A 14,304-nucleotide genomic window follows, 5' to 3' on the forward strand; every position below is an offset into this window, starting at 1 on the left:
GATGTTAGCCAACAATCCGGCGATGACAAGATTGAACTTGGCCCACCCTGAACCACCCCGGCTTTCCCGAAGGTATTTTCAATTGCGACACGCAATCGTATCGAGGGTCTCTCTGGTTGCCTAGCAGTTTGCCTCGGTGGGCGGGATGTAGCCGATGGAGCCGAAAAGTCGCCGGTTGTTGTACCAATCGACCCAGCGCAGGGTTGCCATTTCAACCGCAGATACGCCCGGCCATGGCCGTTGCCGCCAGATGGCCTCGGCCTTATAAAGGCCGTTGATCGTCTCGGCCAAAATGTTGCCCTAGCTGTCGCCGACGCTGCCAATCGATGGCGCGAATGCTTCTCCAGCCAGCGCGGTCATCGAGCCAATGCCTGGCATGGTCTGCAAGCGGCGGCCAGCGCGGCCAAGGCGGCAACGTCCTCGCGCGCACGCACCTGTACTGCCTGTTCTTGAAAAGAGCGCGGGGGCAGCAGGTTCAACTCGCGACAAGCCTCCTCGATCAACCGGTCGGTTTCCACCTCATGCGGACGTAGCAGAGGCCTGGCCATCGCGCGGTCTGTGACCCTCAGGCTGACATCCCAGACGGCCATCGCGCCGCCCTTTGCGATCTTGAAATGCCGATGAGATCTTTGGGAGCAAGACGGCCGAAATAGTAGGTCGCGCCAATGCGCGCAAGATAGCCACACATGTGCGCCTCCGTTACGGTTGTAACAGGCGACTGTCAAAAACCCTTGTTTTCGCTGGTTTCCGCGTGATCTTGCGGGAAACTGTGGTGCTGCTGGGGAGGATTGAACTCCCGACCTCAGCCTTACCAAGGATGCGCTCTACCACTGAGCTACAGCAGCACACCACAGTCATCGCCGGTGCGACCAGTGCCGCAGCGGAGGCGCGCTATTGGCCGGGGATCGAGGGAATGTCAAGCGCCCTTGCTGCATTTTTCTGCAAGGGGTGCTTGAAGTCTGGTGCCGCCTTCGCCAAACACGGGGCGCAGGATGAGACAAGACCCATGAGCAACACCGAAAAACCCGCTAATTCCGGCTCTTCGCGCGAAGAGCGCCTCGCGGCCAAGCTGCGCGAGAATCTGCGCCGCCGCAAGGCGCAGAGCCGCGCGATGGAGGATACCCAGACCCAAATCAGCGATTCGCAAGGGTAATGCCCTCGCCCCTGCCCCGCCCGACGCACGCGCAAAATTCCCGCAAATCCTTGCTTCCCATTGTCGCGGCAAAGGGCTAGGGCCGCCGGTAAAGGTGTATTCACGCTGCATTTGAGGGAGTGCCAGAACCGTGCCTCGTCTGATTCTCGTCCGTCATGGTCAAAGCCAATGGAACCTTGAAAACCGCTTCACCGGCTGGTGGGACGTGGATCTTACCGAAAAGGGCGAGGGCGAAGCCCGCGCGGCGGGCGCTCTGCTGAAAGAAAAGGGCATCCTGCCGACGGTGGCCTTTACCTCGGTTCAGACCCGCGCGATCCGCACGCTGCATCTGGCGCTGGAAACGGCGGGCCGGGTGTGGATCCCTGAATATAAGGACTGGCATCTCAATGAACGCCACTATGGCGGGCTGACGGGGCTGGACAAGGCCGAAACGGCGGCCAAGCATGGCGACGAACAGGTCAAGATCTGGCGCCGTTCGTTCGACGTGCCGCCCCCGGTGCTGGAAGACGGCAGCGAATTCGATTTGAAGCAGGACGCGCGCTATGCCGGGATCGACATTCCCAGCACGGAATCGCTCAAACTGACCATCGAGCGCGTGCTGCCCTATTATGAGAGCGCCATCGCGCCGCAACTGGCCAAGGGCGAAACGGTGATCGTGGCCGCCCATGGCAATTCGCTGCGCGCGCTGGTCAAGCATCTGTCGAATATTTCGGATGCGGATATCCTCAATCTGGAGATCCCCACCGGCCAGCCCATCGTCTATGAGCTGGACGACAATCTGAACGCGCTCGAACGCTATTATCTGTCGGAGAGGTAAGACTATGACCCGTCCCGGAGCCCTCGTTTCCATCGTCATGGGCAGCCAGTCGGACTGGCACACCATGAAGAAGGCCGCTGACATCCTGACTCAGCTGGGCGTTGTGCATGATGTGCGGATCGTCTCGGCGCATCGCACGCCCGACCGTCTGATCGATTTTGCCAAGAACGCCGCCAATGAAGGCTTCAAGGTCATCATCGCGGGCGCGGGCGGCGCGGCGCATCTGCCGGGCATGGTCGCCTCGATGACGCATCTGCCGGTGCTGGGCGTTCCGGTTCAATCCAAGGCGCTCTCGGGTCAGGACTCGCTGCTCTCCATCGTCCAGATGCCTGCCGGTGTTCCGGTCGGCACGCTGGCCATCGGCGAGCCGGGCGCGACCAACGCGGGCCTGCTGGCCGCCAAGATCCTGGCCACCAGCGATCCGGCTCTGGCCGAGCGCGTGAAGGAATTCCGCGTGGCGCAGACCGAGAGCGTGGCGGAGCGCCCGGAATAAGGCATGATTGCTCCGGGTGAAACGATCGGCATTCTGGGTGGCGGCCAACTGGGCCGGATGATGGCCTTTGCCGCCGCCCGCCTTGGCTATCGCGTGCATATCTTTGCGCCCGAGGCCGACAGTATCGCGGCTGAGGTCTGCAGCCGCTTTACCTGTGCGGATTATACCGACGAGGCGGCGTTGAAAGCCTTTGCCGCCGATTGCGCGGTCATCACCTATGAGTTTGAAAATGTCCCGGTTGCGCCGCTGGCCGCAGTGGGCGATACGCCCCTGCTGCCCCATCCGCGCGCGCTGGAAACGGCGCAGGACCGCTTGAACGAAAAGCGGTTTGTGAGTGAACTGGGCGGGCGTCCGGCGCCCTTCATGGCGGTTGACGGGGCGCAAGACCTGGCCCGCGCCGTGGCCGCGATCGGCGCGCCGGGGATTTTGAAGACCCGCCGCGATGGCTATGACGGCAAGGGTCAGTGGCGGATCAAGAGCGAGGCCGATCTGGCCGGGCTGGATCTGCCGCCTCAGGCGTTGATCTACGAAGGCTTCGTGACCTTTTTTGGCGAATTTTCCGTGATTCTGGCCCGCGCCGCCGATGGTTCGGTGCAGTTCTGGGACAGCGCGGAAAACGTTCATGTGAACGGTATCCTCGATACCTCGACCGTGCCTGCGGGTCCGGCCATTCTGGCGCAGGTGCCCGAAGCGCGCGCACTGGCGCAGAAGGTGGCCGAGGCGCTTGATTATGTCGGCGTGCTGACGCTGGAGTTTTTCGCCACCGTTGACGGCCCGGTGTTCAACGAAATGGCGCCCCGCGTCCATAATTCGGGCCATTGGACCATCGAGGGCGCGATCACCAGCCAGTTTGAAAACCATATCCGCGCCGTCTCCGGCTTGCCGCTGGGCTTGACCACACTGGCGGTGCCGGGCGCGCGGATGGTCAACCTGATCGGCGACGATGCCCATGACTGGGCCGAAATTCTGGCCGATCCGGCCAACCACCTGCATCTCTATGGCAAGGCGGCGGCGCGGCCCGGGCGCAAGATGGGCCATGTGACCCGCCTGATGCTGGGATAATGACGCGCATCACCCTTGTTGTGGCGCGGGCCGCCAATGGCGTGATCGGCGCAGATGGCACGATGCCATGGCATTTGCCCGCCGACCTGCGCCATTTCAAGGCCAAGACCATGGGGCGGCCGATGGTGATGGGGCGCAAGACCTTTGAAAGCCTGCCCGGCGTGCTGCCCGGCCGCCGCCATATCGTAATGACGCGCGATGCGGGGTGGCAGGCCGACGGGGCCGAGGTCGCGGCCGATCTGTCCGGGGCGCTGGCGCTGGCGGGCGATGTGGCCGAGGTTTGCGTGGTGGGCGGCGGACAGGTCTATGCCCAGTTCATGCCCATCGCCCATCGCATCGAATTGACCGAAATCGAGGCAAGCCCCGAGGGCGACACCCATTTTCCGATGCCCACGGCCCCCGAATGGGTTGAAACCGCCCGCGAAGGGCATCCTGCCCAAGAGGGCAGACCGGCTTTTGCCTTTGTCACGCTGGAAAGGGCGGGATAGGCGCTTTTTTCCATGATCCGTCTCGATTCCCGCCACCCCATTCCCGAAGCCCTGCGCGGCGCGATCATCGCGCTGGGCAATTTCGACGGCTTTCATCTGGGCCATCAGGCCGTGGTGGGCGAGGCCTTGCGCTGGGCCCGCGCCGAGGGGCGGCCCACGATTGTCGCCACGTTCGATCCCCATCCGGTGGAGTTCTTCGCCCCCGGCTCGCCCCCGTTCCGCCTTTCCACGCTGGAGCAGCGCGAGGAATGGTTTGCGCAGGCCGGGGCCGATGCCATGCTGGTCTTTGCCTTTGACGCGGCCATGGCGGCCAGCAGCGCCCATGACTGGGTCTATGACGTGCTGGGCCGCCAATTGGGCGCGGCGGGCGTGGTGACGGGCGAGGATTTCACCTTTGGCAAGGGCCGTTCCGGCTCAGTCGATACTTTGCGCGAAATGGGGGCCGAAATCGGCCTTGGCGCGCGGGCGGTAGGCGCGGTGACGGAAGGGGGCGAGATCGTCTCGTCCAGCCGCATCCGCCGGGCCCTGACCTCGGGCGATATTGCGACCGCCACGCGCCTTTTGACGCGGCCCTTTGCCATGCGCGCGGCCGTCCAGCATGGCGACAAGCTGGGCCGGGAAATCGGCTTTCCCACGGCCAATATGGCGCTGGGCGACTATCTGCGGCCCGCCTATGGGATCTATGCGGTGACGGGGCGGTTGGCCGACGGGCGCGTTTTGAAGGGCGCGGCCAATATCGGCATCCGGCCCCATTTCGATCCGCCCAAGGAATTGCTCGAACCGCATTTCTTCGACTTCTCCGGCGACCTCTATGGGCAGGAGATCGAGATCGGGTTTCACGCCTTTCTGCGGGCAGAGGCGAAGTTCGATTCGCTCGATGCGTTGATTGCGCAGATTGGGCGGGATTGTGATGAGGCGCGGAAGGTTTTGGAAGGGGTTTGAGGTTTAGCCAAGTGGCTGGCCTCCGGCAGGTTAAGGGCGGGGGCCCTTAACAATCCCGGTATGGGGTTACGCCATAGGTTGGACGTCGGCTGTTGGCCGCTGCGTGGACATTGAAAGCCTGCGGCGCGGATAAAACAGAACTGGCCGCGCCGCAGGCTTTCATAACATTCCCAACCCCGCCAACCAGGCGCTCCCCATCAATGGGATTGCAAAGGGACGAGTCCCTTTGCCCGCCGGAGGCAAAAACCCTACGAAAACCACAAACAAAAAACCCCCACCCAACCGGGCAGGGGCCTTTTGAAGCCAGAACCTTCGCGCGATTACTGACGCGGCGGGGTCTTGGCCTGCGCCTCGCGGCCATCGCCTTCCGGGGCGGCCACGATGGTGCGGGTCACATCGCCCTTGTTGGCGGTGGCGGTTTTGGGGTCGGCCACGGTCGAGCGGATCGACGCATCTGCGGTGCCCATCTTGGCCACGGCGGCGTTTTCGACGCCGCTGCGCTGGGGCGCGGGGCCGAACATGGCTTCGGTGGTTTCGACCTGACCGGGGCGGGTGTTGGGGCGCGGAGCGCCGGGCTGGGGCGGGGTCAGCGAGAAATCGGGCGGGGCGAACAGCGGCGTCTGGCGCTGGACGGCGAATTCATCGGGGCGCACGCGGTTGAACAGCCCGCCCGCGCCGCAGCCGGAGAGCATCAGGCAGGTGGTGCCGGCCAGCAGGATGGCGGAAATCTTACGCATTGTGGTTCAGTTCTCCGGGGTGGACGGCGCGGCGTCCAACTTGATGTGGCCACGCTTTTTGCCCGAAAGAAAGCTTCGGGCAAGGATAATCAATACGCCGAAGGTGATCGCGACATCGGCGAGGTTGAAGATATAGAAGGGGCGGTACGATCCGATGTGGAGATCGGCGTAATCGACGACAAAGCCCTTGGCCACACGGTCGAGGATATTGCCCAGCGCGCCGCCCAGCACGAGGCCCAGCGGCAGGATTTCACCCAGACGCTTTTCCATGAAGATCCAGATAGCCACGCCCAGCGCAATCGCGCCCGTCATGCCGACCAGCAACCAGCGTTCAAGATCCGATCCCGCCGTCAGCAGGCCCAGCGACACGCCGTAATTTTCCGCCCAAGTGAAGTTGAAAATGGGCAGCAGCACGATCTGTTCGACGCGGGGCAGATCGAGCGGGCCGATCATCGCCCATTTGACGATCTGATCCAGCGCAAACACCGCCCCCGCCAGGCCCAAGCCGAGCAGGCGCGCTTTGACAGGGGAGGTGGGCGCAGGATTCGTCATTCAGCCGCGTCCATGGCCGACACAACCTGATCGCAGCGTGAACACAGGTCGCCGTCCTCGGAGACTTCCGGCAGGTGGCGCCAGCAGCGGCCGCATTTGTGGTGGGTGGTTTTGCCCGTCATTGCCTGCCACATTTCGTCTGGCCTGCTGTCGTCCACGTAACCGTTCACAGATACCTGCGCGGCAATGCAAAGTTCTGCCATATCGACGGAGTTGGCTCGCTTAACCAACTCAGGGTCCTTCTGCTTTACCGCAACGGTCGCTTCAAGTGACGATCCAATAACCTTATCGCGCCGCATAGGCTCGATAACGCTGAGCACATCGCCACGCAATTCGCGCAGATGGCTCCATTTTTGGCTCAGCGAAATACTAGCCCACCCAGCATCCACCACCGGCCATTCCAGCAGATGCACGCTGCCCGCATCGCCAAAGCGCGACTTCCACACTTCCTCGGCCGTGAAGACCAGCACCGGCGCGGCATAGCGGATCAGCGCGTGGAACAGAATGTCCAGCACGGTGCGATAGGCGCGGCGCTTGGTGTCCGTCGGGGCGTCGCAATAGAGCGAATCCTTGCGGATATCGAAGAAGAAGGCCGAGAGGTCTTCGTTGCAGAAATCAACGAGGCTGCGGACATAGGTGTTGAAGTCGAAAGCATCGACCGCCACCTTCAATTCCCCGTCCAGCTTGGCCAGCAGCGCGAGGATATAGCGCTCCAGCTCGGGCATCTCCTCAACCGGCAGCTTTTCGGCATCGGTAAAGCCATCGAGCGCGCCCAGCAGATAGCGGAACGTGTTGCGCAGCTTGCGATACTGATCGGCTACACCTTTAAGGATTTCATCGCCGATGCGGTGATCCTCGGTGTAATCCACCGAGAGCGCCCACAAACGCACGATATCCGCGCCGTAAGTCTCCATGACTTTCAGCGGATCGACCGTGTTGCCCAGCGATTTGGACATTTTCATGCCCTTGGCGTCCATGGTGAAACCGTGGGTCAAAACCGCCTTATAGGGCGCATGACCGCGCGTGGCGCAGGATTCGAGCAAGGAGGACTGGAACCAGCCGCGATGCTGGTCGGACCCTTCGAGATAAAGGTCCGCGCGCGGGCCGCGATAGCCTTCGGGGCGCAGCAGGTCGGGCCAGCGGCCGCTTTCCATCACGAAAGCATGGGTGCTGCCCGAATCGAACCACACGTCGAGAATGTCGGTGACGCGCTCGTAATCCTCGGCGTTATAATCCGCGCCCAGAAATTCCTGCGCGCGCGCCTCGTCCCAAGCGTCCACGCCTTCCTCGCGAATGGCGGCGATGATGCGGGTGTTGACCGCCTTGTCGACCAGATATTCGCCCGTCTTGCGGTTCACAAACAGGGTGATCGGCACGCCCCATGCGCGCTGGCGCGAAAGCACCCAGTCGGGCCGCCCCTCAACCATCGCGCCGATGCGGTTGCGGCCCTTTTCGGGCACGAAACGGGTCTGGGCGATGGCATGTTTGGCGCGCTCGCGCAAAGTATCGGGCGAGAGGATCGTGGCCAGATCGAACATGTCGTCGGCCTCGCTCAGTGGCGCGAGATCCTTGTCCATCGGCACGAACCATTGCGGCGTGCAGCGGAAGATCACCTTGGCCTTGGACCGCCACGAATGCGGATAGGAATGCTTGTAATCGGCGCTGGCCGCCAGCAAACCGCCTTCTTCGCGCAGCGCGGTGCAGATCGGGCCGTCGGGTGCGTTGAACTTGGGGTTGATGACCGACCCTTCGCCCCCCAGCCACGGCCAGTCGGCGCGATATTTGCCGTCGCCCTCAACCGCAAAGACCGGATTGATCTTGTTGGCCTTGCACAGCAAAAAGTCGTCCTCGCCGTGATCGGGCGCCATATGGACAAAGCCGGTGCCCGATTCGACGGTGACGAAATCGCCGGCCAGCAGCGGGCGCAGCTTGGTGAAAAACTCGGATTCGGGGAACCGCGCGGCCATCGGGTGGCGCGCCTTGGCCCCGTTCAGAGCCGGCCCCTTCACATACATCAGGAAGTCATAGCCGTCCTCGTCGATGCGCTTCAAAAACGCCTCGATCAGGGGCTCGGCAATCAGATATTTCTGATCACCCACGCGGATCTGCGAATAATCGATCGCGCGGCCAAAGGCCAAAGCCTGATTGGTCGGGATGGTCCATGGCGTGGTGGTCCAGATCACCACCTTGGTGCCGACCAGTTCGGGCGCGGCGGGCACTTCGACCAGCTCGAAGGCCACATCGACCTGCGTGCTGGTGATGTCCTCATACTCGACCTCGGCCTCGGCCAAGGCGGTCTTTTCAACCGGGCTCCACATCACCGGCTTGGCGCCGCGATAGAGCTGGCCCGATTGGGCAAACTTCAAAAGCTCGCCAACGATGGTCGCCTCGGCCTGAAAATCCATGGTCAGATAGGGATTGTCCCAATCGCCATTGACGCCCAGACGCTTCAGCTGCTCGCGCTGGGCATTCACCCATGTCTGCGCATAGGCGCGGCATTCGGCGCGGAATTCGCGCGGGGGCACCTCGTCCTTGTTCTTCTTCTTCTTGCGATATTCTTCCTCGACCTTCCACTCGATGGGCAGGCCGTGGCAATCCCAACCCGGCACATAAGGCGCGTCCAGACCCTTCAGGCTCTGGGTGCGGACCACCATGTCTTTCAGGATATGATTGACCGCATGGCCCACGTGAATATTGCCATTCGCATAGGGCGGACCATCGTGCAGAATGAACTTCTCACGCCCCGCACGCGCATCGCGCAAACGGCGGTAAAGGTCCTGCTCCTGCCACCCCTTCAAAATGCCCGGCTCCTTCTGCGGAAGGCCGGCCTTCATGGGGAAATCAGTCTTCGGCAGGAAGACGGTGGGTCGAAAATCGCGTTTCTCGGTCATGACGCGCCGTGCCTTAGCGATTCGGGGGGTGTTTCGCAAATAATCATGCGGGGGAATGCGTTTTGTCTTTTGCCTCCGGCGGGCAAAGGGACTTGTCCCTTTGCAATCCCATTGTGGGGGTGGCGCGTCGTTGGCGGGGGTGGGGGTATATGATGAAAGCCTGCGGCGCGGTGAACTCATGCCTGTCTGCGCAGCAGGCTTTAAAATCTCAAACGCCGCGTCCGACACTTAACGTCGAACCCGTGGCGCAACGCAGACAGTCAAGGGAGCGCGAGGGTCTAGACCCTCACATTTCAACTCTCTTCCAAAACCTCAACCCTGCTCGCCAGCAATTTATCAATCTTGCGCCGATCCATATCGACGATCTCCCAACGCCAGCCCTGATCCACAAAGTGATCGCCCTCCTTGGGCAAACGCTTCAAAATCGACAGGGCATAGCCCGCAACGGTGGCATAATCGCGCGTTTCGGGCACTTCGATGCCAAAGCGGTCGCCCAGCGAATCGGCGGGCAGGGCGCCCGAAATCAGCAGCGAGCCATCCTCACGCGTGACCACCAGCGGGCTGTCACCTTCGTCCTGATAGGAGGCGAAATGGCCCGCAATGGCCGAGAGCAGATCGGCGGGGGTGACGATGCCTTCGAGATGGCCATATTCGTCATGCACCAGCGCCATCGACAGGCCCGAATTTTGCAGCACGCGCAGCGCGTCCATCGCGTCGATCTGATCGGGCACGATTTCGGCCTTGTGAATCAGGCTTTCCAGATCGAGCGGCCCGCCCGCCAGCAATTGCGCCAATACCTCGCGCACCTTGATCACGCCCACGATATTGTCGACCGCGCCATCGGTCACGGGCAGCAACGAATGCGGGCTTTCGGCAATGGCCACCCGCACGTCCGATTCGCTGGCCCCGCGCTCGATCCAGTCGATCTCGGTGCGCGGGGTCATCACCTCGCGCACGGGGCGCTCGGCCAAACGCATGATGCCGGTCATGATCGCGCGCTCCCCCTCCTCGATCACGCCCGAACGCGTGGCCTCGGCAAAGACGAGGTGGATTTCCTCGGCGGTCACCTGCTGCTCCTCGCCGGTTTTCACCCCGATCAGGCCAAGGATCGCATCGGAGGACACGCGCAGCAGCCAGACCAGCGGTGCCGTGGCCCGCGCCATCATCGCCATGGGCGGCGAGGCGATGATCGCGATCCGCTCGGCATGGGCCAGCGCCACCTGTTTGGGCACCAGTTCACCGATGATCAGGCTGACAAAGGTGGTCAGCCCCAGCACCAGCACGCTGGCCAGACGGTCGGCATAGGCCAGCGGGATGCCCCAATGCGCAATGCGTTCGGCCACAGGGGTCGACAGGCTGGCCTCGGAAAAGGCGCCCGTGACCACGGCGACCAGCGTGATGCCGATCTGCGCGGTGGAAAGCAGCTTGCCCGGATCGGCTGTCAGGTCGAGCGCGGCCCTTGCCCCCCGGTTGCCGCGATCGGCCAGCACGCGCAATTTTGCCGTGCGCGCCGAAACAATTGCCAGCTCCGACATGGCAAACACGCCATTGAGGACAATAAGCCCGCCAATGACAAGTACATCTATCCAGGGAAAGGGTGTCACATGACCATCCCTAGCAGCTTTGTTCGCAAAGGCGAAGGGGGCGCACGAAAAGCCTGACAAACAAATGCCGATACAAATCTGTTACAAATCCTTGGCGGGCGCTGTTCAGCAATGCTAGATTCAGCCGTCCCGGCCCAAACGCGGCCCATAGGGACAGCATTGGCCGCCATGCGCGGCCAGTCAACCATGGAGAGATTTTCATGACCAAAGCACGCCTTGCCACCGCCGGGATCGCCGTTGCCGCGCTGCTGGCCACCTCAGGCTGCGTGACCGATCCCAACACCGGCCAGCAGAAAGTGTCGCGCACGGCCATCGGCGCGGGCGCGGGCGCGCTGGGCGGCATGTTGCTGGGCGGGCTGATCGGGGGCGGCACAGGCCGCATCATCGGCGCAGGGATCGGCGGCGTCGCGGGCGGCGCCATCGGCTATGAACGCGACAAGCAGATCAAGCAATTGCGCGAACAGACGGCGGGCACCGGGGTGGACATCCGCCCGTCCGACGATGGCCGCTCGATCATGCTCAGCCTGCCCGATGGCGTGACCTTCGACACCGGCTCCTATATGCTCCAGCCGCATTTCCGCCCCACGCTGGACAAGATCGCCCAGAGCCTGAAGGATTATCCCAACAGCCTGATCGACGTTTACGGCCACACCGATTCCACCGGCAGCGCCCAGTTGAACCAGACCCTGTCGGAAAATCGCGCGCGCACGGTGGGCGATTACCTCTCGATGCAGGGCGTCTCGCAGGCGCGCATCCGCACCCAGGGCTATGGCGCGACCATGCCGGTGGCCGACAATGCCACGCCCGAGGGCCGCGCGAAGAACCGCCGCGTGGAAATCAAGATCGTGCCGATCACGCAGGAACAGGTGAACGCCGCGCGCGGTCAGTAAACGGGAATTTGGGCGGCGGGATTATCCTGCCGCCCGCACCGTCACGTTCAGGCCCGTCTCGGGCGTATAATCCAGCCGGTTATAGCTGGGCAATGTGGCCCGCGTGCGCTCTGACAGAGTGCCCGCGCCGATGATGCGGATCGGGCCGTTTTCGGTTTCGACATTCAGGTCGAAGGGGTCATGCACATGGCCCGAGAGCACCGCGCTCACCCCCGCGCCAGCCAGCGCCGAGAGCGCCCGCCGCCCGCCTCGCGTCGAACCCGTGCCATGCGTATCGGCATCGACCAGAGGATGATGGCAGGCCGCAAGCTTCAGCCCCTGTGCGCCCTCCAGACGGCGCAGCGCCGCCGCGAGGGCAGGCTGTTTCACGCAGCCCTTCGACCAGTTGATCCGCCATTGCGCCGGCGTCACCGTGGGCAGCGAGGCCAGCGTCACATCGCCCAGCGAGAGATCCGAATGCGCCCGCGTCCGCAAGGCCTCAAACCGGGCAAAGGGGCGGCGCAACCGGCTTATCATTTCCCAGTAATAGGGCATGTCGTGGTTGCCCGGCTCGATGCTGACCGGCACGCCAAGGCCGAGCAGATAATCCCCCGCCGCATCAAATTCGCGCACTGTGCCGCGCATCGTCAGATCGCCGGTGCAGATGACCGCATCGGGCTGTTCCCGCGCGATCTCCTGTTTCAGCCAGTCGAGCGCGGCGCGGTCCTCGGCGCCGAAATGCAGGTCGGAGATGTGGAACAGCATGGCCATGGGGGAGGGATTAGAAGAAGATGATGCGAGGGACTAGTCCCTCGCGCTCCCATTATTGTCTGCGTTGCGCCAAGGGTTCGGCGAAAGGGTGTCGGACGCAACATATAAAATAAAGCCTGCGGCGCCTTTGAGAGCAATCTCCCCGCGCCGCAGGCCTTCATTTCATCGCCCGATCCGCATCGCTGCAAACCGCGCGCAACCCATTAACGGGATTGCAAAGGGACCGAATCCCTTTGCCCGCCGGAGGCAAAAAACCTTAGGCCAACAGACCTTCGGCCGCGATCTTTTCCTTCCACACCTTGGGGGCAAGCTGGTGAACGTTCTTGCCCTCGGAATCGACGGCCACGGTCACCGGCATATCCTCAACGGTGAATTCATAGATCGCCTCCATGCCCAGATCGGCAAAGCCCACGACCTTGGATTCCTTGATCGCGCGGGCAACCAGATAGGCCGCGCCGCCCACCGCCATCAGATAGGCCGATTTGTGGTTGGCGATGGATTCGGTGGCCTTGGGGCCGCGCTCGGCCTTGCCCACGCTGGCCAGCAGGCCGAGGTCGAGCATGAGGTCGGAGAAGCTGTCCATACGGGTGGCGGTGGTAGGGCCGGCGGGGCCGACGACTTCTTCGCGCACCGGATCGACGGGGCCGACGTAATAGATCACGCGGCCCTTGAAATCGACGGGCAGTTCCTCGCCCTTGGCCAGCATGTCCTTGATGCGCTTGTGCGCAGCATCGCGGCCGGTCAGCATCTTGCCGTTGAGCAGCAGGCGGTCGCCCTGCTTCCAGCTCTGCACTTCCTCGGCCGTCAGCGTGTCGAGATTGACGCGCTTGGCCGCCGCATCGGGGGTCCAGTGAACCTGCGGCCACTGATCCAGCTTGGGCGTTTCGAGATAGGACGGACCAGAACCGTCCAGCGTGAAATGAGCGTGGCGTGTGGCGGCGCAGTTGGGGATCATGGCAACCGGCTTGCCCGCCGCGTGGCAGGGGGCGTCCATGATCTTGACGTCAAGGATCGTGGCCAGACCGCCCAGACCCTGCGCACCGATGCCCAGCGCGTTGACCTTGTCGAAGATCTCGATGCGCAGGGCCTCAAGATCATTCTGCGGCCCGCGCTGCTTGAGCTGAGCCATGTCGATCTGTTCCATCAACGCCTTCTTGGCCAGCAGCACGCAATGTTCCGCCGTGCCGCCGATGCCGATGCCCAGCATACCCGGCGGACACCAGCCCGCGCCCATCTGCGGCAGCATTTCCAGAACCCAGTCAACGATCGAATCGGACGGGTTCATCATCTTGAACTTCGACTTGTTTTCGCTGCCGCCGCCCTTGGCCGCCACGTCCACATGGATCTTGCTGCCCTTGACCATGTCGACATGCAGAACACAGGGCGTGTTGTCGCGCGTGTTGCGGCGGGTAAAGGCCGGATCGGCCAGCACCGAGGCGCGCAGCTTGTTGTCCGGGTTGTTATAGGCGCGGCGCACGCCTTCATCGACAACTTCCTGCAGGCTCATCTCGGATTCCAGAATGCAGTTCTGGCCCCATTGGATGAAGACGTTGACGATGCCGGTGTCCTGACAGATCGGGCGGTGGCCTTCGGCGCACATGCGGCTGTTGGTCAGGATCTGGGCGATGGCGTCCTTGGCGGCGGGGCCCTGTTCGGCCTCGTATGCGTCGCCCAAGGCGCGGATATAGTCCATCGGGTGATAGTAGCTGATATATTGCAGCGCATCGGCCACGCTGTCGATCAGATCCTGTTCCTTGATGGTCACCAATTCGGCCATGGGGCGCTCCTTCGCTCTGGGCCTTGGGCCGCAAGGGAAGGGGGCCAAGGCGCATTCGTATGATCGGTTGGGGCGGTCCATAGGCATGATTGCCCCCCTTCGCCAAGGGTAAAGCGGCGGTTATGACAAAAGTCGGTGCCGCTTGTGG

The 14,304-nt window shown here is 62.9% G+C and carries 13 protein-coding genes, 1 tRNA gene and 1 pseudogene; 7 read left to right on the plus strand and 8 right to left on the minus strand.

Annotated elements, in window-relative coordinates:
• Nucleotides 1-120 precede the first annotated feature (120 nt).
• Together PQ457_RS15920 and PQ457_RS15925 are read right to left on the minus strand one after the other, a co-directional pair.
• Nucleotides 121-330, minus strand: a pseudogene (locus PQ457_RS15920) (integrase core domain-containing protein); the annotation flags it as partial.
• Nucleotides 331-770: 440 nt separating this feature from the next.
• Nucleotides 771-845, minus strand: a tRNA-Thr gene (locus PQ457_RS15925).
• A 161-nt stretch (nucleotides 846-1,006) separates the two neighbouring features.
• On the opposite strand from PQ457_RS15925, the gene PQ457_RS15930 reads away from it, so the two are divergent.
• The 6 genes from PQ457_RS15930 (at nucleotide 1,007) to PQ457_RS15955 (ending at nucleotide 4,955) form a co-directional block, all read left to right on the plus strand.
• On the plus strand, nucleotides 1,007-1,153 hold the full coding sequence (locus tag PQ457_RS15930) for a hypothetical protein (protein WP_273617756.1): 147 nt from the start codon (nucleotides 1,007-1,009) through the stop codon (nucleotides 1,151-1,153).
• Between the two features lie 130 nt (nucleotides 1,154-1,283).
• Nucleotides 1,284-1,970, plus strand: a complete 687-nt coding sequence (gene gpmA / locus PQ457_RS15935) for a 2,3-diphosphoglycerate-dependent phosphoglycerate mutase (RefSeq protein ID WP_273617757.1) — start codon at nucleotides 1,284-1,286, stop codon at nucleotides 1,968-1,970.
• A gap of 4 nt (nucleotides 1,971-1,974) precedes the next feature.
• Nucleotides 1,975-2,463 carry a 5-(carboxyamino)imidazole ribonucleotide mutase gene (gene purE / locus PQ457_RS15940; protein ID WP_168603274.1) on the plus strand — a complete coding sequence of 163 codons (489 nt, stop codon included), beginning with the start codon at nucleotides 1,975-1,977 and terminating at the stop codon, nucleotides 2,461-2,463.
• A 3-nt stretch (nucleotides 2,464-2,466) separates the two neighbouring features.
• The gene (locus PQ457_RS15945) at nucleotides 2,467-3,525 is read left to right on the plus strand and encodes a 5-(carboxyamino)imidazole ribonucleotide synthase (RefSeq protein WP_273617758.1); all 1,059 of its coding nucleotides are present in this window, start codon (nucleotides 2,467-2,469) and stop codon (nucleotides 3,523-3,525) included.
• Nucleotides 3,525-4,013, plus strand: a complete 489-nt coding sequence (locus tag PQ457_RS15950) for a dihydrofolate reductase (protein ID WP_273617759.1) — start codon at nucleotides 3,525-3,527, stop codon at nucleotides 4,011-4,013. The genes PQ457_RS15945 and PQ457_RS15950 overlap by 1 nt, the downstream gene beginning before the upstream one ends.
• A 12-nt stretch (nucleotides 4,014-4,025) precedes the next feature.
• Nucleotides 4,026-4,955 (plus strand): bifunctional riboflavin kinase/FAD synthetase, encoded by a 930-nt coding sequence (locus PQ457_RS15955; protein ID WP_273617760.1) that lies wholly within the window; start codon nucleotides 4,026-4,028, stop codon nucleotides 4,953-4,955.
• Between the two features lie 320 nt (nucleotides 4,956-5,275).
• On the opposite strand, the gene PQ457_RS15960 is transcribed toward PQ457_RS15955, so the two are convergent.
• From PQ457_RS15960 to PQ457_RS15975, 4 genes are all read right to left on the minus strand, one after another.
• Nucleotides 5,276-5,692 carry a DUF3035 domain-containing protein gene (locus PQ457_RS15960; protein WP_273617761.1) on the minus strand — a complete coding sequence of 139 codons (417 nt, stop codon included), beginning with the start codon at nucleotides 5,690-5,692 and terminating at the stop codon, nucleotides 5,276-5,278.
• Between the two features lie 6 nt (nucleotides 5,693-5,698).
• Nucleotides 5,699-6,244, minus strand: a complete 546-nt coding sequence (gene lspA / locus PQ457_RS15965; protein WP_273617762.1) for a signal peptidase II — start codon at nucleotides 6,242-6,244, stop codon at nucleotides 5,699-5,701.
• Nucleotides 6,241-9,135, minus strand: a complete 2,895-nt coding sequence (ileS, locus tag PQ457_RS15970) for an isoleucine--tRNA ligase (RefSeq protein ID WP_273617763.1) — start codon at nucleotides 9,133-9,135, stop codon at nucleotides 6,241-6,243. Before ileS ends, lspA begins: the two co-directional genes overlap by 4 nt.
• A 293-nt stretch (nucleotides 9,136-9,428) precedes the next feature.
• Nucleotides 9,429-10,739 carry a hemolysin family protein gene (locus PQ457_RS15975; protein ID WP_273617764.1) on the minus strand — a complete coding sequence of 437 codons (1,311 nt, stop codon included), beginning with the start codon at nucleotides 10,737-10,739 and terminating at the stop codon, nucleotides 9,429-9,431.
• 200 nt (nucleotides 10,740-10,939) lie between these two features.
• On the opposite strand from PQ457_RS15975, the gene PQ457_RS15980 reads away from it, so the two are divergent.
• Nucleotides 10,940-11,629, plus strand: coding sequence for a YiaD family glycine zipper/OmpA-like lipoprotein (locus tag PQ457_RS15980; protein WP_273617765.1), 690 nt, complete (start codon nucleotides 10,940-10,942; stop codon nucleotides 11,627-11,629).
• Between the two features lie 21 nt (nucleotides 11,630-11,650).
• On the opposite strand, the gene PQ457_RS15985 is transcribed toward PQ457_RS15980, so the two are convergent.
• The gene (locus tag PQ457_RS15985; protein ID WP_273617766.1) at nucleotides 11,651-12,373 is read right to left on the minus strand and encodes a metallophosphoesterase family protein; all 723 of its coding nucleotides are present in this window, start codon (nucleotides 12,371-12,373) and stop codon (nucleotides 11,651-11,653) included.
• A 262-nt stretch (nucleotides 12,374-12,635) separates the two neighbouring features.
• Entirely contained in the window at nucleotides 12,636-14,156 is a 1,521-nt protein-coding gene (locus PQ457_RS15990; RefSeq protein ID WP_273617767.1) for a fumarate hydratase, read from the minus strand.
• Nucleotides 14,157-14,304 lie beyond the last annotated feature (148 nt).

Source organism: Novosphingobium humi (assembly GCF_028607105.1).
Lineage (GTDB): Bacteria > Pseudomonadota > Alphaproteobacteria > Sphingomonadales > Sphingomonadaceae > Novosphingobium > Novosphingobium humi.